This is a genomic window from Brachyspira pilosicoli (assembly GCF_036997485.1).
Classification (GTDB): domain Bacteria; phylum Spirochaetota; class Brachyspiria; order Brachyspirales; family Brachyspiraceae; genus Brachyspira; species Brachyspira pilosicoli_C.
On the sequence record NZ_JAWLPU010000002.1, the window covers coordinates 100,113 to 120,082 of the forward strand.

Genomic DNA, 19,970 nt, shown 5'->3' on the forward strand with positions numbered 1-19,970 from the left:
ATGAATAAATTAGATAATTTTTTGGATATTAGTGAAGAGGTAAAAACTTCCTTAGATGAAAAAAAGGCAGTAGTTGCATTAGAAAGCACAATAATATCGCATGGTATGCCTTATCCTGAAAACATAGAAAGTGCTTTAAATTGTGAAAAAATAATTAGAGAAAATAATGCTGTACCAGCTACTATTGCAATAATAAAAGGCAAAATAAAAATAGGTTTAAACAAAGATGAGCTTGAATATATGGGAAGCACCAAAGATATCATTAAGGCAAGCAGGAGAGATTTACCTGCAATACTTGCTTTAAAAAAAGATGGTGCTACAACCGTAACTACAACTATGATAGCTTCTTCTCTTGCCGGAATAAAAGTATTTGCCACAGGAGGAATTGGCGGAGTTCATAGATATGCACAGGATACTTTTGATATATCGGCAGATCTACAAGAACTTGCTAAGACAAATGTTGCTGTTGTATGTGCGGGTGCTAAATCAATATTAGATTTGGGACTTACTTTAGAATATCTTGAAACTTTTGGGGTACCTGTACTTGGTTATAAAACTTCTAAATTCCCTAATTTTTATACAAGAGACAGCGGTTTTGATGTTGATTATAAAATAGACTCAATAGAAGATATAGCAAATATTCTTCACACAAAATGGTCTTTAGGTTTAGATGGTGGAGTTGTTGTATGCAATCCTATACCTGAAGAATACGAAATGGATAAAAGCTATATAGACAAAGTAATAGAAAATACTGTAAAAGAAGCAAAAGATAAAAATATATCTGGTAAAAAAGTAACTCCTTTTATATTGGCTAAGCTTCATAGTGTAACAGAAAACAAGAGTCTTAAAGCTAATAAAGAGTTAGTTTATAATAATTGCCGTGTGGCTGCTAATATAGCTTATAATTATTCAAACTTACAAAAATAATAAATATATTTTCGGATTTTATTCATATGGAAAGTTTAAATATTAAAGATTTTCTAAATTTTACTTTTTTATCTAATATAGAACTTTCAAAAGATAGTAAAAATTTATTATTTATAAAAAGCAATCAAGATTATGAGAAAAACAACTATATCTCTGATGCTTTTATTTATAATATTGAAAAAAATAAAATATATAAACTCACTTCAGTAAAAGATGCTTCTCTTGTTTCTTGGCTTAATAATGATACAGTAATATTTAAATCATCATTAAGAGATGAAGAATTAAAAATGAAAAAAGATGAAGAGTTTATTGACTATTCTTTGTTTTATTCTATAAATATTAATGGAGGAGAAGCAGAGAGTTTATTTAACATTGAGCTTGAAGTAGTAGATTTATACTCAATAGATGAAAACAATTTTTTAATAAAAGCAATTTATGATATTAATAGAGAGAAAAAAAGAAAAGAAGAAAATTATTTAGAATGGGCAAAAGAAGAAGTTGATTATGAAGTGTTTGATGAAATTCCATTTTGGTTTAATAATGTAGGAATTACAAATAAAAAAAGAGAGAGGCTTTATCATTACAATAAAAAAGAAAACAAATTAACTGCCATTACAGATGAATACAGCAATGTTAATTCTTTTAAATATAAAGATGGAAAAGTAATATGTATTATAAACTCTTTTAAAGACAAAGCTCCTACAACTTCGGAACTTCGCTTATATGATATAAATGACCTTGATAATATAAAAGAAAAAATTATTATAGATTCTAATAAATATGCAATATACTTTGCTGATTTTATAATTGATAATGATAATAAAGAAAAAATTATCTCTGTTATGACAGACATGAAAAAATACGGACTTAATGAAAACAGCAGTTTCTATTTAATAGATGAAAATAATAATATTAATTTTATATATTATTATGATAATGGATTTGGAAATATGATAGGAACAGACTGTTCTTTTGGAGGCGGCAACTATATTAAAGTTTATAAAAATCAAATATATTTTGTAGGAACGGAAAATGAAAATGCTCATATTAAATGCTTGGATTTAAAAGGAAATATAAAAAATATCACTAATAAACAAGGAGCAGTTAATTACTTTGATGTTTCTGATGATAATATATATTTTATAGGTTTTAGAGATTTGAAACTTGAAGAAATATATTGTATTAATAAAGAAACAGAAAAACAATTAACTCATTTCAATGAAGATATTTTAAAAGATAAAAGTTTATCAATACCGGAGAAAGTTTCATTCAAGACTCCTAATAATTTTGAAATAGATGGCTGGGTATTAAAGCCAATAAATTATGATGAAAATAAAAAATATCCTGCAATACTTGATATACATGGCGGGCCAAAAACAGATTATGGAGAAATATTTTTCAATGAAATGCAGGTTTGGGCTAATATGGGTTATTTTGTATTTTTCTGCAATCCTCGAGGAAGCGAAGGAAAAGGAAATGCATTTGCTGATATAAGAAAAATATACGGAACTATAGATTATGAAGACATGATGAAGTTTACGGATATCGTTCTTGATAAATATACCAATATAGATAAAAATAAACTTGGAGTGACAGGCGGTTCTTACGGAGGGTTTATGGTTAATTGGGTAATCGGTCATACTGATAGGTTTAAATGTGCAGTTTCTCAGCGTTCTATATCAAACTGGATAGATGATTTCGGCACTACTGATATAGGTTATTATTTCAATCCTGATGAGTTAGGCGGAGATGTATGGAAGGGTTTTGATAAGTTATGGGAACAGTCTCCATTAAAATATGCTAATAATGCTAAGACTCCTACCCTATTTATACATAGCGAAGAAGATTATAGATGTTATCAAACTCAAGCCTTTCAAATGTTTACCGCTTTGAAATATTATGGTGTTGATTCAAGATTATGCTTATTTAAAGGCGAAAATCATGAACTTTCAAGAAGCGGAAAACCAAAACATAGACTTAGAAGGTTAAAAGAAATTACTGATTGGTTTGAAAAATATTTAAAGTAAATTATATACTTGACAGATTTTTATTTTGATATATATTGTTTTATTAAATTGATTGGGAGATTAAAAACTATGCCTACTTATGAATATAAATGCAAAAAATGCGGACATGAGTTTGAAGAGTTTCAGTCTATTACTGCTGAACCTAAGGCTAAATGTCCTATATGTAAAGGAAGTGCTAAAAGAATAATTTCTTTAAACGCTGGAGTAATATTTAAAGGTTCTGGCTTTTATGTTAATGATTATAAAGGAAAAAATAGTACATCTTCATCTTCTTCAAGCAGTTCAAATAAACCTAAGACAAGCTGCTGAGGAGTTTGATTAATAAGCTTATAGGTTATAAGCTATAAAAATATATAATAAAAAATTAAGTTGTATGCCAAAAAAAATATCTATAATGAATGTATCAGAAGAGGATTTATCTAAATTCTGTATTGAAAATAATTTTCCTAAGTTTCATGCATCTCAAATACTAAATTGGATATATAAAAAATATGCTATCTCTTTTGATGAGATGAGTAATATTCCAAAAGATTTAAGAGCATTATTAGATGAAAATTATTTTATACATAATTCTAAAATAGAATCTATTACAGAAGATGAGTATGGTACAAGAAAATTACTTATATCATTATATGATAAGAAAAAAATAGAATCTGTAATACTCGGCAAAAATGACAGAGTAACTTTTTGTTTATCATCGCAGGTTGGTTGCGGATATGGATGTGCATTCTGTGCTACTGGAAGCATGGGATTATCTCGAAATCTCACTGCTGATGAAATACTTGCTGAGTTTATATTAATGCGTGCTGTTACAAAAAAAGTTAATTCTATAGTTTTTATGGGTATGGGCGAACCTTTGGCTAATACAAAAAATTTATTTAAAGCAATAGATACTATTAACTCCTATAAGGGATTTAATTTAGGAATAAGACATATCACAATATCTACATCAGGAGAAGTTGCTGGGATAAAACAATTAATAGATAGAGATTTAGATTGCAGATTGGCAGTTTCCTTGCATTCACTTAAAAATGAAGTTCGTGATAAAATAATGCCTATAAATAAAAGATACCCTATAGAAAACCTTATAAATATACTTAAAAGATACAGTAAAAATGGTAAAAGAATGATTACTTTTGAGTGGGTTTTAATAAAAGATGTTAATGATTCTGTTAATGATGCTTATAGATTAGTAAATTTAAAAAAAGAGTTTCCTTTTAAAGTAAACATTATACCTATGAATCCAGTAGAGCATGCCCCAGAGCTTCAAAGACCAAATAAAGATATTATATTGAGATTTAAATCTATATTAAAAGATAATGGAATAGAAGTTGTTGAAAGATTCAAACAAGGTCAAGAAATTTTAGCAGGCTGCGGACAGCTTGCTATAAAAAATCAATAATATTATAAAATAATACTTAATTTCTATTTCTATTATTTAGATAATTCATTAGCCTGTCAAAATCAGCATTTAGAACTAAATCTTCTGGGAAATTAATAGCTTCAAGCATGTTCAAAGCCGCTTCATGATTACCTACATTGTACTTTGAATGAGAATCTGAAGTCACTACAATATTTAAATTATATTTTTTACACAATAATGCCACTTCTCTGCAATTTTTATCGCTTCCTTTTCTTACTTTAAAAGAGGCAGAATTTATTTCTATCAGCTTATTGTATTCTTTACAAAGTTTAACTATCTTTTCCATATCAAATACAAATTTGGGATTACCCACATGCCCAAGACAATCAATATAATTATTTTTAATTAAACCAATATATCCATTAGTATGTGATTCCATATTTGAAGGTGTAATACAATCTTCATGATAAGAAGCTATAACAAAATCCAAACATTCAAGCGTATTCTTTCTCAAATCAATATTTCCATCATAATCAATAATATTAGCTTCAGCTCCTTTAAGTACTCTAATTCCGCGTACATATTCAGGTATATTATGCATAGAACCAAAATGTATGGGTTTAGCACCATCACTAGATTTAGGCCCATGATCTGTAATAGCAATAGCTAAAAAATCTCTTTCTTTGGCGGCATTTATAATTTCATCTACAGTACTAAAAGCATGCTGGCTTACTATTGTATGTGTATGCAAATCAGCTATTATTTTCATTTGTTGTAAATCCTTATATATTTTTAGCCATATCTACTATAATATCTTCTACTTTTTGAAGTCCTATATAATCGCTATTAAAACAAGCATGATAATTTCTTGCATCTCCCCATACTCTTCCAGTATAATAATTATAATGTTTAGCTCTTAATTTATCTCTATCTTTAAGGATTTTTTCTACACTGCTGCTATCTAATTTATATTCATTAACTGCCCTATTTATTTTATTTTGCATATCTGAATGTATAAATACATTGATGCAATTTTCAAATTTTTCTAAAACATAATCAGCGCATCTTCCAACTATTACGCAAGAATGTTTACTAGCAATCTCCTTAATAACGTTGCTCTGAGCAAAAAACATAGTATCTTGTAAAGATTCTCCATTACCAAATACCATATTACCAGCATAAGAACCAGATATAGCAAAGTTAAAAAGAGAAGGCGAGGTTAATTTTTGTTCATTTTCTTTAATATAATCTTCTGAAAATCCTGTTTTATCAGAAGCCATTTCAATAATAGCCTTATCATAAAAAGCTATACCTAATTTTTTAGCAACATTTTCTCCTATATATCTTCCTCCGCTTCCAAACTCTCTGCTAATAGTAATAACGATTTTTTTATCCATAAAGATTTCCTCCAATAATTTTTAATCGCTTAGCAAATCAATTCCTACTTTTTTTATTTTTAATAATATATCATCAGTAGGTTTATCTTTTGCTATGATAGGTTCTCTAAATAAAATAATACCATTGTTTTTTGCATCACAAACCCAATCTCTCATCCATTTTCCATCTCCCCAGCTATAAGAGCCAAACAAAAATACTCTTTTATTTTTAAGAACCGGTTTTATATTATTATACATAGGCAAAAACTCGCTCTCTTCTAAAGTTTCAGCCCCCATAGCAGGACAGCCTAAAGCTATTATAGAATACTCCCCAGCTTTATTTTTATCAAAATTATAAGCTTTAAACATGTCTGCTTGATACTTTTGAAGCTCTATAGATTCTTTAAGAGCATTTGCCATAAGCTTAGTATTACCTGTTTTACTCCAGAAAACTATAGCTATTTTTTTATTCATAAATTTATTTTTTTAAATTTTCTTTTGCTTCTTCTATAGATTTTGACGCCTCTTCTAAAGATTTACTTAAAGTATCTTCAGCATTTTTCTTTACATCTTCTATAGTTTCGCCTGCCTTATCCAAGCTATTGTCTATAGCTTCCTCTGCCATATCTAAACTATTGTCTATAGCATCATTAGCAGTATTTAATCCTTCATCTATTTTTTCATCAACATTTTCAAGTAATTTATCAACTTGTTTTTCTATATTTTTTTTATCTTTCTCACAAGAAACAAAAAAGATTAAAGACATAATGGATAATACAAAAAATATTCGTTTCATATAAAAAGTCCTTATCTAAGATATTATAATTATATTAATAATATACTATTTGTCAAGATAATATAACTTTTTAATCTATCCAAACCTGTCCAGTCTGACAAGCCCCTATAAACATTATAGTTATTTTATCATTAGTCATTAATTTACCTAATTCTTCTGATTCAAATTGAAAACCTTCTTTTCCTTGCAAGTAAAAATCTATTGCGAACCAAATTCCATCTTCAATATTTTTTACATTGTTTTCTTTAGTGGCATCTAACAGATATAATACTGGGTCGTTTTTTAAACTGCATCCTATATTAGCTAAAAATACATCAAATTTCACCTTAAAAGCAGTATAAACATCATTAGTGGATATTGGAGAAGTTGGTCTTGTTCTCCATTTTGATTTTAATGACATAGATAAAGGTACAGCCGGCAAAGGATCAGGAATTGATTTATATATAAAATCAGTAAATACTTCTTTTACTTCCTTTGGTGTATGTGGAACCTCAAAAGATAAAGCAGGTATTTGGCTATTAATATGATTTCTGGTTATAGTAATTATTCCATTATTAGTAACAAAATTTGTAATATAAATATAATTAGTTTCCGGATCAGTTATAATATTCTCTGGAGCAAGTATATTAGGACGCTGTTGTTGACACGATGAAATAGACATCATAAAAATAAATAAAATAAAGGCAACACGTATCATAGCTCCCTCCATAACTTTACATACTTATTATAAGTAAATTATAATGCATCTACTTTAAAAGTATGTAAATATTTTAGAAAAAAGCAACCATTATATAATTAAATTTGTGTTAAAATTGATTTCTAAGAAACTAATAAAATATTTTATACAAAATTACATAATACTGTTTTAATGCATCATATTTGAATATTGCTATAATCATCTATATTTCTTACCGTTATTATAGTAATTGTTTTTAATGCATTATATTCTTTTACAAAATATTTTTTTAACAATCTTTTATTTTCTATAAACATAGTTTTTATTTTTTTATCTTGTTTTTTTATGTAGTTCTCTATTTTTAAAGCAATATTAATGTTTTCAACTCTCCAAGCTGATAAAAATTTAATAGGTTTATGTGCCTTAGTATATTTTGCCCCTTTGCCTTTACTATGTTTTATAAACCTCTCTTTTAAATTGTTTGTCACTCCAGTATAATAACTCCCATCTTCACAGAGAAGTATATAAACATAATAAAACTCATTTTCCATTTTTTATGTCTCTTATAATATCATCAACATCAACATATATATCATTATTATATTTTTTAAAAATACTGCATACATTATTATAATCTTCTATTGTATCTACAGTAGTTCTCAATTCTGGCATTCTAAAACTCTCTTCAGCTTCTGGATTTTCTATTTTAAATTTATTAGGATTTCTATAATGATACTGAGTAATATGTTCATGCTCAAAAGAATCATTAGAATTATCATTAGCATATTTTAAAGCCTCATAATTAATAACTTCCACACCGCTGCCATAAGGAAGCAAATCATAATGACTTAAATCTGCATTTGTTTTTATATGATGTTCTATTATAGAATCCAATGCCTTTATACTCACTAATGGATTATCTCCAGTAGCACGCACTATAATATCTCCATTAAACTTTTCTGCAGCTTTCACATATCTATCTAAAACATCTTCTTCGCTTCCTACAAAATAATTGCATTTGAGATTTTCAAATATTTTACTAAACTCATTATAAGATTTCTCTTCTGTAGCAACTATAACATCATTAGCCATTTTAGAACTTCTTAGCCTTTTTATAATAAGCTCAAGCATAGTGCTGCAACCTGCCATAGGTTTTAATGCCTTTCTTGGAAGCCTTGTAGAGCCAACCCTCGAAGCAAGTATAATAATTATCTTTTTCATTTTTTAATTCCTCATTATAAATTAAATAATCACACATCTATAAAAGAGTATCTATTAGAATCATTAATATTACTTATAATAGCTAATAAATTATTATCTCTATCAACTAAAGCTAAATATTTATTTTTTATATTTATATTTTCTATTAATTTTGTGTTTCCAGAGAGTATTTGCTTTATATCTTTTTCATCTTCTATTAAAAGTTTATCAAAGTTTTTAAACATATCAAAAAAAGAAATGATATTATTAGTATTTATATTTTCTAAATTAATAGCGTTATCAATATTATAATCGCCAATAGAAGTTCTTATTAAATCTTTTGTGTAAGCAAGATTATTAGTAAGCTTTCCAATATCTCTTACTATTGCCCTAATATAAGTACCCTTACTCACAGAAGTTTTAATCGTAAAATAAGGATAATCGTATTCTAATAACTCTATATTATTTATAAAAACATTCACGCTATTTAATTGAAACTCTTTATTTTCTCTTGCTAAATCATAAGCCCTTTTGCCGTCAATTTTTTTAGCACTATATATTGGAGGTTTTTGAAAGATACTGCCTAAAAAATTATCCTTTATCAATGTTTCTAATTCATTAAAACTTAGTATATTTTGATTTTGTATTATTTCTAAAGTTTTACCATCAACATCATCAGTATCCCTACTCTCTCCAAAAACGCCTCTTGCAATATATTCTTTATATAAATCATCAAATAAAAAAAATAATTTAGTGTATCTTCCCAAAGCTATTATTAAAACCCCAGAAGCAAAAGGGTCAAGCGTACCGACATGCCCTATTCTTTTTTCTTTTAATATAGGTTTTAATTTTCTTATAACATCAAAAGAAGTAATGCCTTTGGGTTTATTTACTATCAGAAAGCCTTTCATAAACATTTACACTCAGCAACAAACAAATTTAAGTAACTATTATCTGAAGAGAATTAAAATATATATTAATAATATTAGCAGATATGTTTGGAATATCGCTATATCTTTTGTTTGATATATTATTTCCTATAGAAAGCACCAAATCCGAAATGGTATTCATATTATGTCTTAAGGCTTCTATTTGCTGTGCAGATAAATCTAATAATTGAATATTACTTCTATCGAATTCTGTTAATGCATTTTTTACAGCAGAATCTAAAAGCTGATAAACTACTATAAGTCTATTTTCTTCTGTTTCTGTGAGAACTGTGGTATTAAGTCCATATATCTTTGAAAGCTCATTCATTCTATTTGCTGTTTTATATATAGCGTTAATATTATCTACAAACCAATTAATATTATTTCTTTTTCTCATATCTGATAATACATATTTAATATCATGAAGTATAGAATAGCCCGCACTCTCATCTTCTCCGCTTGCTATATAATAATGCGAACGTATTAAAATATCTTGCAAACTATCAAAATCTGTTTTCCATTGAGGGTCTTCACTATTAGCATTATAATATTTTTTTTTGAAAGCATTCCAATCTATTATAAATCTCTCTATACTCTCTTTTCTATTTTGATTATTAATATTCGCAGTATAAAGCAATGTTCTTATATAAGATTTGTCAAGCAATGCCATATCTTCAAGTAAAGTATTTTCTTTTTTACCGCAAGAGATTAATAATACTAAAACAATTAAATATACTCTATTTCTCAATTAAATATTCCCATTCTTTTTTTATTTATTGATTAATATATTAAAATAATGTAATATAAATTATGGAAAAAAACAAGATATATTTTTTAATAATATTATTATTAACAATTGTTTCATGCAAAAAGAATAACATAGAAAAAGGAATACTATATTCTACTGGCTATAGCGATTTAAGTTATGAAGCAAGCAGAGAAAAAGCAATAGAAAATATGTACTATTATATAGCTGAAAAAACTGCTCCAAGCATTAATAGAAACGACTATAATGTTGTAGGCGTATTTTTAAAAGATTCTAATATAATAGACTTTAATAATAAAGAAATAACAAAAATAAAAAATTACAAAAAAAATGATAATTATTATACAGATATAAAAGTGGAAGACTCTTCTATATACACAAACTCTCTGCAGGCTTTAAATAAAATAGTAAGAGAAGGAAAAATAGAAGGCAATATTTTTAGAGCAACTGCCTCTATACAATTAACAGAAAATGCAAAACTAAGTCCTTATACAAGGCAAATGCTTACACAAAATGCATTAAAAAGAGCTTACGAATCTTTATATTATATGTTATTAAAAGAAGGAATAGATGTTAATAAAGTTGTAGAATTAACTAACAATGCTTATATATCAGAAGAGAGCTATAGCGAAAATGAATATAATGTTGTGATAGAAACAGAAATAAATTAGTAATGATTGATTTTTTATGTATATACAATTATAATTATTAGAAACGGAGAATATAAAATGAATAATGTTATAAATGGAATTTTTGGAGCTACTTCTTTGCTTAATGTTGCTATGATAATATGTTGGATAGCTTTATTATTATGTTCTCTAATAGCACTAACAGCAATAGTTGATAGGTTTATTTATTTTAATAAAGTAAAAGCACAAGATGATGCATTAGCACCAAAACTCCATGCTCTAATAAAAGATAATGATATAAAAACAGCAATAGCATTATGTGAAACAAGCAATTCTCCATTATCAAACATAGTATTAGAAGGTTTAAAAAATATAGAAATAATAAAAGAATCAATGATAATGCAGTCAAATAAAGAGCTTCCAAAATTAGAGAGATTTATTTCTACGCTATCTACAATATCAACAGTAGCACCGCTATTAGGACTTCTCGGCACAATACTTGGTATGATAGAATCTTTCGGAGTGATGGCATCTGTTGGAAGCGGTAATCCTATAGCTCTTGCAAGCGGTATAGCAAATGCACTTCTTACAACAGCAGCTGGTCTTGTTATAGCAATACCTACAGTTGTTTTTTATAACTATTTCGTAAATGCTCTAAACTCAAGAATAAGTTTTATGGAAAATGTTTCTAATGAGATTTCAGACTATTTAAGCAAGAAAGATAAATAATTTTATATATACATAAACAACTATATTTTCTCATAGTTTTTTTCTTCAACTTTTTCCCGCCGCAAAAAGTTGCAAAAAATGCAAAATGATTTAATTTTGTACGTTATAAATATATATAAAATATAAGATAATGCTTATATTTTTGTTAAAAATGAAGTTCTTTTGCTTCTTTTATTAATATAGAAGAAGTGTGGCTTTGCCCAATAAATAAAAAACATACAAGAATTTTTAACAAACTTAAAAATTCTTGTATACTTGAACAAAACTATTGAAGATTATTTTCTCTTGCGGTCATTAAGCCCCATCAAATCGCGTACTTCATAAAGTGTCTTTTCAGCTACTTCTGAAGCATTCTTTGCCCCCTCTTTAAGAACATCATAAACATAATCTAAATCATTAGAATATTTATTTATATTTTCTCTTATGGGAGCTAATTCTTTATTAATATTTGCTGCGAGCATTCTCTTACATTGTACGCATCCAATAGAAGCATTTTTACAGCCTTCGCAAACTTCTTTTTGTTCCTCTTCGCTTGAGAAAATTTTATGATAAGAATAAACATTACAAATATCAGGATTACCTTTATCCGTTTTTAATTTTCTATTAGTGTCTGTCATAGCTTTTTGCATTATTAGTTTTTCTGTTTCTTCTGCTGTAAGCGATAATGCTATGTGATTATTTAATGACTTACTCATTTTGTTTACGCCGTCAAGACCTAATATTCTTAACACCTTACCATGATAAGTGTCTGGCTCTTTAAAATATTCTCCAAATCTATTATTAAACTTTCTTACTATCATTCTTGTAAGCTCAACATGCTGTTCTTGGTCTTCACCAACAGGCACTATATCAGGGTGATAAAGTAAAATATCAGCAGCCATTAATGACGGATATGTAAGTAAAGCTGCATTAATATTTTCAACATTCTTTCTTGATTTATCTTTGTACTGTGTCATTCTTTCTAATTCTGCTACAGGTATAATAGAATTAAATATCCAAGCAAGTTCAGTATGAGCCCTCACATCAGACTGCACAAATATAGAACATTTTTTAGGATCAAGTCCTGAAGCTAAATATTCTACAGCAGCATTAATTATTCTTTTTTGCATCTCTTTTACATCATATTCTATAGTAATAGCATGATAATCAACTATACAAAAAAAGCCATAATACTCATCAAGTATATCAGCCCAATTTTTCAAAGCTCCAAGATAGTTACCTATATGAAGCGAACCTGTAGGCTGTATTCCGCTTAACATTATTTTTTTATTATTATTCATAACTATAACTCCAAATATTAATCATTAATATTATTATTCTGCCTTTATATTAGCAACCAAAACACCATTTTGATTTTCTAACTCATTAGCATTTATATAAAATAATCTCTTATCTTCTGTTTCAACTAATAAAGTTTTATTTAAAGGATTCAAATCTTTTATAGAAGCAGGAGTATTATTAAATATTAATTTAGTTCCTACTTTAGGCAAATCCTTTTTAAGAGCACAATAAGCTTTATATTCATGAGCCAAACAGCACATAAGTCTTCCGCATTGTCCTGATATTTTCATTGTATTTAAAAGCATGCTTTGCTCTTTTGCCATTTTTATAGTGATAGTTTCAAACTTGCCGTTTTTTACCCTGCAGCATAATTCTCTGCCGCATATTCCGCATCCTCCTATAGCCCTAGCCTCATCTCTAACTCCAATCTGCCTTAATTCTATGCGTGTCTTAAAATGTGCTGCCAAATCTTTTACAAGCTCCCTAAAGTCAATTCTTTCCTCTGCTATAAACTCAAATAATAATTTTGCCCTATCAAGAAAATAATAAGAGCTAATAAGTTTCAAATCTAAATTATGATTATTAACTTTTTCTTTGCAGATTTTAAAAGCCTCAACAGCATCTTCTTTATTTTTACTATGCTGTTTTAAATCATCTTCTGTTGCTTTTCTTACTATATTAAATATTTTATTTTTTTTAGGTTTTACTATATGAGCTTCATCATCCACCATATCTTTCATCTCTTCAGATATCTCTTCGTCAGTTGTAGTGTCTTCAGACATATTTTCTTGACTGCTATCTTCTACATTGTTACTATTAAATGCTTCCATATCTATATCTTCAAAATTAACAATATATCCCAACTCAATCCCCTCATCAGTCTCTACAATACAAGCATCTTTTATATTTATGTTTTCTATATGTGCATGTTCAAACTTGCCAAAATTGGAATCTCTAAACTTTACATGAGCTACATTTTTTATCATCTATAAACCTCTATTTTTATGTTGTAAGTCAAAAATAAATTATTAAATATTTTATTTTTAAGTTAATATAATTGCAAGTATTATTTATTTAATATTTCATTCTTTAGTTGTAAATATCTTGCAGTATAATAAACACCATTTTGAGCCTCTTTACTTCCATTTCCAAAAGCCCTCTTACTAATTGAAAGTATAGGAGGAGCCTGTATTCTTTTTGAAACACCCATTCCAGTATATTGCTTCCACCATTTCTCTAAATCCTCTATAAACTCAATATCAGTTTTAAAATATTTTTTTAATAATCCTTTTTTACACCCAATCTTCTCTTCCAAAACACCATCAATATACCACCCTAAAACATCTTCAGGTATGACTCTATTCCATGATTCAAACATAGTTTTAAATAAATAATCATGATAATCATATTTTACAGGGTCCCCCTTGCCTTCATCTACAGCCTGTGCAGTTGAAAGCTCAGCACTTGGAACGATATTTATTGTACCCTCTGGAATAACTTCTCTTTTATAAACTTTATCATTAACATATCTTGCAAGTCCATATATTTGATACTTCCATAAATCACCTAAACAAGCAAAAAAACCAGCACTATCTCCATACATAGTAGAATAACCAATAATAGTTTCTGTTTTGTTTGCATTACAGGTAAACACTCCTCCAAAACTTGCAGCTATGGCAGCGAGTATTCTTGAAGAGCGGTCTCTTGCCTGTATGTTTTCTGTAACAAATGATGATACTTTCAAGAAACTTTCTTTTCCATCTCTAATCATAGGAGAAGTTTCAAGTTGTTTTATAGTATAATCAACAGACTCTTGTATAGGCATTACCATATAAGCACAGCCTAAATTATCAGATAAACTCTTTGCAAGGTTTTTTGTTGTATTAGAATTAAACTTGCTAGGCATATTCACAAGTAAAACATTATCAGCACCTAAAGCACTAACATACATTGCAGATGATAATGCAGAATCTATTCCTCCAGACACCCCTATAACTACTCTATTCATTCCAATAGATTTCATAAACTTTCTTATGCCGTAAATAACTGTATCGTATATTAGCTTGTATTCATTTTCTTCTTTTACTGTTATCTCTTCTTTTGCTTTTTTATTATCATCAAACTCTATATAGTATACTTCTTCTTTATATCTATCACCCTTCAAAAGTAGTTTACCTTTTTCATCATATACTCTGCTGCTTCCGTCAAAAGTAAAAACGTTCTTACCATTGTTTTGAATGCCTACATTATTAGCATATATTAATGGCTTATTATATTTTTTTGCTATATCAGAAAACATATTATTCTTTTTTGTTTCATTTTCTAAAACATAAAAAGAACTAGATATATTAATAAACATATCAACATCATCTTTCATTATTTCCATAGGGTTTACATTATAATTTTTATCCCACATATCTTCGCATATAGTTAAGCCTAATTTTATTTTTTGTTTATTAATTTCTATCTCTAATGGTTTTAAATATTTTTTTATGCTAACATCATTTTCTAAAGCTAAATCTTTTAAGCTATAAAAATGTCTGCTGTCATCAAACTCTTTATAATTTGGAAGAAGAGTTTTTATAAAGAAATTATATTCTGTTGTATTATTGTCTATAAGTTTTCCATCTTTTGCTACAAACAATGCATTATATTTTCTCACTCTTCCGTCAAAGTTTTTTTTAGCTTTATCTAAAGCAATATTACCAAAAATAACATATATATCTTTAGAAGCTTTTATTATCTCTTCTCCAAGTCTTTCGCATTCTCTTACAAATGACTCACTCTCCCACATATCTCCAACCATATACCCAGAAACAGAAAGCTCTGGAAAAACAATGATATCTGAATTATTTTCCCTTGCTTCTTCAATATATTTAATCATTTTACTGGCGTTTATCACCGGCATAGAAGGTATTATTTCAAATTGGCTTATAGCTATCTTCATAAGAACACTCCAACTTTTAAAATAAAATTAAATAAATATCGAGTAATATAATATAAGAAAATAAATAATTTGTCAAAATATATGTTGTATGATACAATCTAATTAAATTATAATGAGGCAGTAAAAATGAGAAGAAAAGAGTTTAATTTTAATAATAAAAAAGAAATAGAAAATATGCTAAATACTATAGAATATGGTGTTATGGCATTGCCAGATAAAATACCTTACGCTGTCCCTATAAGTTTTTGCTATAAAGACAATGAAATATATTTTCACGGAGCTCCAAGCGGAAGAAAATACGAAATATTAAAGACTAATCCTAAAATATCTTTTACAGCTTCAAAAACATACTCATATATGCCGTCAACATTCAAAAATAATACTATGACACCAACACAATTTTATTTTTCAATATATATTGAAGGAGAAGTAACTCTAATAGATATAAACGAAGTTGAAAGAAGAAAAAATATATTATATGAATTAGTAAAAAAATATGAAAAAGATAACACTAGTTTGTCAATAGAACACAAAATGTTTGAATATGCTCATAAGCCAATGTTAGTAGGAGTAATAAAAATAGAAAACATCACAGCAAAGGCAAAATTCGGACAAAATATGAGTGATGAAGAAATAAATATATTAATAAAAGACTTAGAAAAAAGAGGCGAAAAAATAGACTTAGAAACAATAGAGATGATGAAAAATGTAAGAAAATAATGAATATCTTATGTAAAGTTTGGAAAAAAACTTGAAATATTTTTTGCTTTGTTGTATAATCAATAAAACTATCTATTGGGTATCTTTTTTATATGAGTAATATAGTAGTAATAACAGCTCCATCGGCAGCTGGTAAAACAACTTTAATAAAAAAATATATGTCAAAACACTCAAATGCAATGTTCAGTGTGTCTCATACAACTAGAAATATTAGAGAAGGTGAAGTTGACGGAAAAGATTACTACTTTATAGATAAAGATACTTTCCAAAAAATGATAGATAATGGCGATTTTATTGAATGGGCTAATGTTCATGATAATTATTATGGCACTTCTTTTAAAGAATTAGAAAAAGCTAATGATGAAAAAGTTATATTAATATTAGATATAGACATACAAGGAGCTTTATTCTTAAAAGAAAAGGGTATACACGCCAATTATATATTTATAGAGCCTCCTTCTATAGATGATTTGAAAGCAAGATTAGAGGCAAGAGGAACTGAATCTGAAGAAAGTATGAAAATTAGAATACAGAATGCTAAAAGAGAATTAGAATATAAAAATAAATTTGATATTATTATAAAAAATGATGAAATTGATGTAGCTTATAAACAATTAGAAGAAGCTATAAATTCAAAATTATAATAAATGGAGTATTTATATATGGGAATAATACCACTAAAAAAACTTATTGAATATAAAGGTAATCGTTATGAACTTAGTAAGGCTATGATAGAACTTGCTAAATCTGGCGAAAAATTATTAAAAGCTGAAACTAAATATAGAAATGGTAAATATATACCTACAGTAATAAAAAATATACTTGATGGTACTATTAAATATGAATACGAAAAAGATACTCAAATGACAGTAGATGAAGAAGCACCTTTCAAACATACTGAGGCTACATATAATGATGCTGAATATGTTACTGATGATGAAGTTGAAGAAACAGAAGAAACTATTATAGAAGATATTGATGACGATGATGAAGAGATAACAGATAGTTATGAGGAAGAAGAAGAAAAGCCAAAAAGAAAAAAAAGAGCTTCTAAAAAATCTGAATAATATTAAATTGTGAAAAAAATAGTTTTTATATCTGGAGCTACTGCTTCTGGAAAAAGTGATTTTGCACATAAACTCATAGATAACTATTTCAATAACGCCGCCATATTATCTATAGACTCTATACAGGTTTATAGATATATGGATATAGGCTCTGCTAAACCATCCAAAGAAGAAATAAAAAAATATAATTATAAAATGATAGATCTAATTGAGCCTTCAGTTAATTTTAATGTCAATGATTATCTTGATATATTAAAAAATACTGTTGACAACATAGATAATACACCTATATTTGGAGTTGGAGGCACTGGTTTTTATATTGATTCTATAAAATATGGGCTTTTTGAAGAAGAAAATGAGGATAAAGAAAAAGCTTTCAAAATAAGAAAAGAGCTTTATGAGAAAATAGAAAAAGATGGATTAGAAAGTCTGTATTTGGATTTACTTAATATAGATAAAGAAGCTGCTTTAACTATAGACAGATTTAATTCAAGAAGAGTTGTTCGTGCTTTGGAAGTTTATTATAATACTGGAAAAAAGTTTTCTGAATTAAAAAAGCAGAGAAAAAGAAAATTAGATATTGAATATATTAGCTATATTATAGATATTGAAAGAGAAGAGCTTTATAATAATATTAATAAAAGAGTTGATAATATGTTTGATAAAGGGCTTCTTGATGAGGTAAAATATATTATTAATAATTACAATGTTGATAAAACAAACACTTCAATACAAGCTATAGGCTATAAAGAATGTTATGATTATATAGTTAATAATGCTATGAGTTTAGATGAGCTTAAAGAATTAATAAAGAAAAACACACGCAACTTTGCCAAAAGACAGCTAACTTGGTTTAGAAAAGATGAAAAATTAGAAAACATAAAAAGAATAAAACCAACAGATATAGAAAATACCGCAAAAGAGATAATGGATTTTTATAAGCAATGAAAAAAATAATTTATAAATTGATAATAATTATATTAGGCTTATTTGCTGTAATTAGTGGACTCATAACAATAGACAAAAAAATAGATACAGAAACATTGTATTATTTTACCTATCAAAGCAATATTTTAGTGATAATTTATTTTATTATAGATATAGTGTATTTAATAAAAAAGCAAAAAACATTTATGCCAAGATTAAAAGGCACCATAACAATGTCTATCACAGTTACATTTTTAATATATCACTTTTTACTCAGCGGAGGCTACGAGAGCATAACAGATATTATAAGAAGCACAATACTTCATTATATAGTGCCAATTATGACTATAGTTGATTATATTTTATTTGACAAAAAAGGAATATATAAAAATATTGACCCTATACTATGGCTTATCATACCTCTCATTTACTTTTTGTTTATATTTATAAGAGCAAAACTTGGAGGCGAATTATCCAACGGAAGTTATTATCCGTACTTCTTTATAGATATAAACAAATACGGAGTAAAAACTGTATTAAAAAATGCATTCTTTATTACTATAGCTTTTACAATATTAGGATATATTGAACTTTTTATAGATAGAATAATATTAAAACTATCAAAAAAATAATAATCACATATTTTTTACTAATTCATTTATTTTTAATACATCTCTCCACAAATCTTCAACCTTATCAAGTTCAAATATAGTATTAGAATCTGAAAGACTTTCTTTAGGATTAGGATGCACTTCCATAAATACTCCGTCAATAGATAAAGCAACAGCAGATTTTAATAAAGCAGGGATAAACTCTCTAGCCCCTCCCGAAACACCATTAGCAGCAGAAGGCATCTGCAAAGAATGTGTAGCATCATAAACAACAGGAGCATAATCTTTCATTATTTCCATATTCTTCATATCAACAACTAAATTGCCGTATCCAAACATAGTACCCCTTTCACATAGTAAAAACCTTTTTTCTTCTATTGCATCGATACATTTATCTGCTATATACTTACAATCATATCCGCTTATAAACTGACCTTTTTTTACATTAATAGCCTTTTTAGTTTCGCAAGCAGCCCTAAGCATATCAGTCTGTCTGCATAAAAATGCAGGTATCTGAAGAAAATCAACATACTTAGCAGCAACTTCAGCCTCTGTAGGCACATGTATATCTGTGATAGTTAAAAGTCCAAGCTCTTTTCCTATGTTTTGTAATATCTCAAGCCCCTCTTTCATTCCTAATCCTCTATAAGAAGATAAAGAAGTTCTATTAGCTTTGTCATAACTTGCTTTAAATATTAATTGTATATTGAGTCTATCTTTTATCTCTTTTAATTTTTTAGCGATATTCATAGTCATCTCTTCACTTTCTATAACGCAAGGGCCTGCTATAAATATTAATTCTTTGTTTTTATTTGTAATGCCTTTATAATCAAAAGTCATATTTTTTAATCCTTTTTTTAAATTATATATAAATAATACATTAATAATAATTAAAGTCAATTATTAAATATATGAGTAGTAATTTTTATCATTTAGAGTTATTATATATTAAAAATTTTATATTTTGTAATTTTTTATTGTTCTTTTTCCCGCCGCAAA

At 27.3% G+C, this 19,970-nt stretch carries 24 protein-coding genes; 11 read left to right on the forward strand and 13 right to left on the reverse strand.

Annotated elements, in window-relative coordinates:
* From R4I97_RS05800 to rlmN, 4 genes are all read left to right on the forward strand, one after another.
* Nucleotides 1-927 (forward strand): pseudouridine-5'-phosphate glycosidase, encoded by a 927-nt coding sequence (locus R4I97_RS05800; protein WP_335784142.1) that lies wholly within the window; start codon nucleotides 1-3, stop codon nucleotides 925-927.
* 26 nt (nucleotides 928-953) lie between these two features.
* Nucleotides 954-2,954 carry a S9 family peptidase gene (locus R4I97_RS05805; RefSeq protein WP_335784143.1) on the forward strand — a complete coding sequence of 667 codons (2,001 nt, stop codon included), beginning with the start codon at nucleotides 954-956 and terminating at the stop codon, nucleotides 2,952-2,954.
* A 69-nt stretch (nucleotides 2,955-3,023) separates the two neighbouring features.
* Nucleotides 3,024-3,263 (forward strand): zinc ribbon domain-containing protein, encoded by a 240-nt coding sequence (locus R4I97_RS05810; RefSeq protein WP_335784144.1) that lies wholly within the window; start codon nucleotides 3,024-3,026, stop codon nucleotides 3,261-3,263.
* A 64-nt stretch (nucleotides 3,264-3,327) separates the two neighbouring features.
* Entirely contained in the window at nucleotides 3,328-4,356 is a 1,029-nt protein-coding gene (gene rlmN, locus R4I97_RS05815; protein WP_335784145.1) for a 23S rRNA (adenine(2503)-C(2))-methyltransferase RlmN, read from the forward strand.
* A 16-nt stretch (nucleotides 4,357-4,372) separates the two neighbouring features.
* Here the strand turns inward: rlmN and R4I97_RS05820 are convergent, their stop codons facing one another.
* From R4I97_RS05820 to R4I97_RS05860, 9 genes are all read right to left on the reverse strand, one after another.
* Nucleotides 4,373-5,086 carry a phosphatase gene (locus tag R4I97_RS05820; protein WP_335784146.1) on the reverse strand — a complete coding sequence of 238 codons (714 nt, stop codon included), beginning with the start codon at nucleotides 5,084-5,086 and terminating at the stop codon, nucleotides 4,373-4,375.
* Between the two features lie 13 nt (nucleotides 5,087-5,099).
* Entirely contained in the window at nucleotides 5,100-5,714 is a 615-nt protein-coding gene (locus R4I97_RS05825) for a cytidylate kinase-like family protein (RefSeq protein WP_335784147.1), read from the reverse strand.
* A gap of 21 nt (nucleotides 5,715-5,735) precedes the next feature.
* Nucleotides 5,736-6,167 (reverse strand): flavodoxin domain-containing protein, encoded by a 432-nt coding sequence (locus tag R4I97_RS05830; RefSeq protein WP_335784148.1) that lies wholly within the window; start codon nucleotides 6,165-6,167, stop codon nucleotides 5,736-5,738.
* A 4-nt stretch (nucleotides 6,168-6,171) separates the two neighbouring features.
* Complete coding sequence (locus tag R4I97_RS05835; RefSeq protein ID WP_335784149.1) at nucleotides 6,172-6,489, reverse strand: hypothetical protein; 318 nt, start codon at nucleotides 6,487-6,489, stop codon at nucleotides 6,172-6,174.
* Nucleotides 6,490-6,559: 70 nt separating this feature from the next.
* A complete protein-coding gene (locus R4I97_RS05840) occupies nucleotides 6,560-7,186 on the reverse strand; it encodes a hypothetical protein (RefSeq protein WP_335784150.1) in 627 nt (208 codons plus the stop codon).
* A 176-nt stretch (nucleotides 7,187-7,362) separates the two neighbouring features.
* The gene (locus R4I97_RS05845; protein ID WP_335784151.1) at nucleotides 7,363-7,716 is read right to left on the reverse strand and encodes a GIY-YIG nuclease family protein; all 354 of its coding nucleotides are present in this window, start codon (nucleotides 7,714-7,716) and stop codon (nucleotides 7,363-7,365) included.
* Entirely contained in the window at nucleotides 7,706-8,386 is a 681-nt protein-coding gene (locus R4I97_RS05850; RefSeq protein ID WP_335784152.1) for a cytidylyltransferase domain-containing protein, read from the reverse strand. The genes R4I97_RS05845 and R4I97_RS05850 overlap by 11 nt, the downstream gene beginning before the upstream one ends.
* A gap of 29 nt (nucleotides 8,387-8,415) precedes the next feature.
* Nucleotides 8,416-9,276 carry a tRNA pseudouridine(55) synthase TruB gene (gene truB / locus R4I97_RS05855; RefSeq protein WP_335784153.1) on the reverse strand — a complete coding sequence of 287 codons (861 nt, stop codon included), beginning with the start codon at nucleotides 9,274-9,276 and terminating at the stop codon, nucleotides 8,416-8,418.
* 28 nt (nucleotides 9,277-9,304) lie between these two features.
* A complete protein-coding gene (locus R4I97_RS05860) occupies nucleotides 9,305-9,964 on the reverse strand; it encodes a hypothetical protein (RefSeq protein WP_420535691.1) in 660 nt (219 codons plus the stop codon).
* Between the two features lie 140 nt (nucleotides 9,965-10,104).
* On the opposite strand from R4I97_RS05860, the gene R4I97_RS05865 reads away from it, so the two are divergent.
* Nucleotides 10,105-10,731, forward strand: a complete 627-nt coding sequence (locus R4I97_RS05865; protein ID WP_335784155.1) for a hypothetical protein — start codon at nucleotides 10,105-10,107, stop codon at nucleotides 10,729-10,731.
* Between the two features lie 57 nt (nucleotides 10,732-10,788).
* On the forward strand, nucleotides 10,789-11,418 hold the full coding sequence (locus R4I97_RS05870; RefSeq protein WP_335784156.1) for a MotA/TolQ/ExbB proton channel family protein: 630 nt from the start codon (nucleotides 10,789-10,791) through the stop codon (nucleotides 11,416-11,418).
* A gap of 275 nt (nucleotides 11,419-11,693) precedes the next feature.
* Here the strand turns inward: R4I97_RS05870 and trpS are convergent, their stop codons facing one another.
* The 3 genes from trpS to nadE all read right to left on the reverse strand — a co-directional run bounded on the left by trpS (nucleotide 11,694) and on the right by nadE (nucleotide 15,646).
* Complete coding sequence (trpS, locus tag R4I97_RS05875) at nucleotides 11,694-12,698, reverse strand: tryptophan--tRNA ligase (protein ID WP_335768028.1); 1,005 nt, start codon at nucleotides 12,696-12,698, stop codon at nucleotides 11,694-11,696.
* Nucleotides 12,699-12,731: 33 nt separating this feature from the next.
* Nucleotides 12,732-13,685, reverse strand: coding sequence for a regulatory iron-sulfur-containing complex subunit RicT (locus R4I97_RS05880; RefSeq protein WP_335784157.1), 954 nt, complete (start codon nucleotides 13,683-13,685; stop codon nucleotides 12,732-12,734).
* A gap of 80 nt (nucleotides 13,686-13,765) precedes the next feature.
* On the reverse strand, nucleotides 13,766-15,646 hold the full coding sequence (gene nadE / locus R4I97_RS05885) for an NAD(+) synthase (RefSeq protein WP_335784158.1): 1,881 nt from the start codon (nucleotides 15,644-15,646) through the stop codon (nucleotides 13,766-13,768).
* 126 nt (nucleotides 15,647-15,772) lie between these two features.
* Between nadE and R4I97_RS05890 the strand changes: the two genes are divergently transcribed.
* The 5 genes from R4I97_RS05890 (at nucleotide 15,773) to R4I97_RS05910 (ending at nucleotide 18,992) form a co-directional block, all read left to right on the forward strand.
* On the forward strand, nucleotides 15,773-16,366 hold the full coding sequence (locus tag R4I97_RS05890; RefSeq protein ID WP_335784159.1) for a pyridoxamine 5'-phosphate oxidase family protein: 594 nt from the start codon (nucleotides 15,773-15,775) through the stop codon (nucleotides 16,364-16,366).
* Between the two features lie 92 nt (nucleotides 16,367-16,458).
* The gene (gmk, locus tag R4I97_RS05895) at nucleotides 16,459-17,010 is read left to right on the forward strand and encodes a guanylate kinase (RefSeq protein ID WP_335784160.1); all 552 of its coding nucleotides are present in this window, start codon (nucleotides 16,459-16,461) and stop codon (nucleotides 17,008-17,010) included.
* Between the two features lie 18 nt (nucleotides 17,011-17,028).
* Nucleotides 17,029-17,433 carry a hypothetical protein gene (locus R4I97_RS05900; RefSeq protein WP_335784161.1) on the forward strand — a complete coding sequence of 135 codons (405 nt, stop codon included), beginning with the start codon at nucleotides 17,029-17,031 and terminating at the stop codon, nucleotides 17,431-17,433.
* Nucleotides 17,434-17,442: 9 nt separating this feature from the next.
* The gene (gene miaA, locus R4I97_RS05905; protein WP_335784162.1) at nucleotides 17,443-18,381 is read left to right on the forward strand and encodes a tRNA (adenosine(37)-N6)-dimethylallyltransferase MiaA; all 939 of its coding nucleotides are present in this window, start codon (nucleotides 17,443-17,445) and stop codon (nucleotides 18,379-18,381) included.
* Entirely contained in the window at nucleotides 18,378-18,992 is a 615-nt protein-coding gene (locus R4I97_RS05910) for a Pr6Pr family membrane protein (protein WP_335784163.1), read from the forward strand. The genes miaA and R4I97_RS05910 overlap by 4 nt, the downstream gene beginning before the upstream one ends.
* A 3-nt stretch (nucleotides 18,993-18,995) precedes the next feature.
* Here R4I97_RS05910 and kdsA read toward each other — a convergent pair whose 3' ends face one another.
* The gene (gene kdsA / locus R4I97_RS05915) at nucleotides 18,996-19,811 is read right to left on the reverse strand and encodes a 3-deoxy-8-phosphooctulonate synthase (RefSeq protein WP_335784164.1); all 816 of its coding nucleotides are present in this window, start codon (nucleotides 19,809-19,811) and stop codon (nucleotides 18,996-18,998) included.
* Nucleotides 19,812-19,970: the final 159 nt, after the last annotated feature.

Bases quoted from the DNA above. Each gene is read 5' to 3' on its own strand.
- R4I97_RS05800 (WP_335784142.1), top strand. From the start codon at position 1: ATGAATAAATTAGATAATTTTTTGGATATTAGTGAAGAGGTAAAAACT.
- R4I97_RS05805 (WP_335784143.1), top strand. From the start codon at position 954: ATGGAAAGTTTAAATATTAAAGATTTTCTAAATTTTACTTTTTTATCT.
- R4I97_RS05810 (WP_335784144.1), top strand. From the start codon at position 3,024: ATGCCTACTTATGAATATAAATGCAAAAAATGCGGACATGAGTTTGAA.
- rlmN (WP_335784145.1), top strand. From the start codon at position 3,328: ATGCCAAAAAAAATATCTATAATGAATGTATCAGAAGAGGATTTATCT.
- R4I97_RS05820 (WP_335784146.1), bottom strand. From the start codon at position 5,086: ATGAAAATAATAGCTGATTTGCATACACATACAATAGTAAGCCAGCAT.
- R4I97_RS05825 (WP_335784147.1), bottom strand. From the start codon at position 5,714: ATGGATAAAAAAATCGTTATTACTATTAGCAGAGAGTTTGGAAGCGGA.
- R4I97_RS05830 (WP_335784148.1), bottom strand. From the start codon at position 6,167: ATGAATAAAAAAATAGCTATAGTTTTCTGGAGTAAAACAGGTAATACT.
- R4I97_RS05835 (WP_335784149.1), bottom strand. From the start codon at position 6,489: ATGAAACGAATATTTTTTGTATTATCCATTATGTCTTTAATCTTTTTT.
- R4I97_RS05840 (WP_335784150.1), bottom strand. From the start codon at position 7,186: ATGATACGTGTTGCCTTTATTTTATTTATTTTTATGATGTCTATTTCA.
- R4I97_RS05845 (WP_335784151.1), bottom strand. From the start codon at position 7,716: ATGGAAAATGAGTTTTATTATGTTTATATACTTCTCTGTGAAGATGGG.
- R4I97_RS05850 (WP_335784152.1), bottom strand. From the start codon at position 8,386: ATGAAAAAGATAATTATTATACTTGCTTCGAGGGTTGGCTCTACAAGG.
- truB (WP_335784153.1), bottom strand. From the start codon at position 9,276: ATGAAAGGCTTTCTGATAGTAAATAAACCCAAAGGCATTACTTCTTTT.
- R4I97_RS05860 (WP_420535691.1), bottom strand. From the start codon at position 9,964: ATGGCATTGCTTGACAAATCTTATATAAGAACATTGCTTTATACTGCG.
- R4I97_RS05865 (WP_335784155.1), top strand. From the start codon at position 10,105: ATGGAAAAAAACAAGATATATTTTTTAATAATATTATTATTAACAATT.
- R4I97_RS05870 (WP_335784156.1), top strand. From the start codon at position 10,789: ATGAATAATGTTATAAATGGAATTTTTGGAGCTACTTCTTTGCTTAAT.
- trpS (WP_335768028.1), bottom strand. From the start codon at position 12,698: ATGAATAATAATAAAAAAATAATGTTAAGCGGAATACAGCCTACAGGT.
- R4I97_RS05880 (WP_335784157.1), bottom strand. From the start codon at position 13,685: ATGATAAAAAATGTAGCTCATGTAAAGTTTAGAGATTCCAATTTTGGC.
- nadE (WP_335784158.1), bottom strand. From the start codon at position 15,646: ATGAAGATAGCTATAAGCCAATTTGAAATAATACCTTCTATGCCGGTG.
- R4I97_RS05890 (WP_335784159.1), top strand. From the start codon at position 15,773: ATGAGAAGAAAAGAGTTTAATTTTAATAATAAAAAAGAAATAGAAAAT.
- gmk (WP_335784160.1), top strand. From the start codon at position 16,459: ATGAGTAATATAGTAGTAATAACAGCTCCATCGGCAGCTGGTAAAACA.
- R4I97_RS05900 (WP_335784161.1), top strand. From the start codon at position 17,029: ATGGGAATAATACCACTAAAAAAACTTATTGAATATAAAGGTAATCGT.
- R4I97_RS05910 (WP_335784163.1), top strand. From the start codon at position 18,378: ATGAAAAAAATAATTTATAAATTGATAATAATTATATTAGGCTTATTT.
- kdsA (WP_335784164.1), bottom strand. From the start codon at position 19,811: ATGACTTTTGATTATAAAGGCATTACAAATAAAAACAAAGAATTAATA.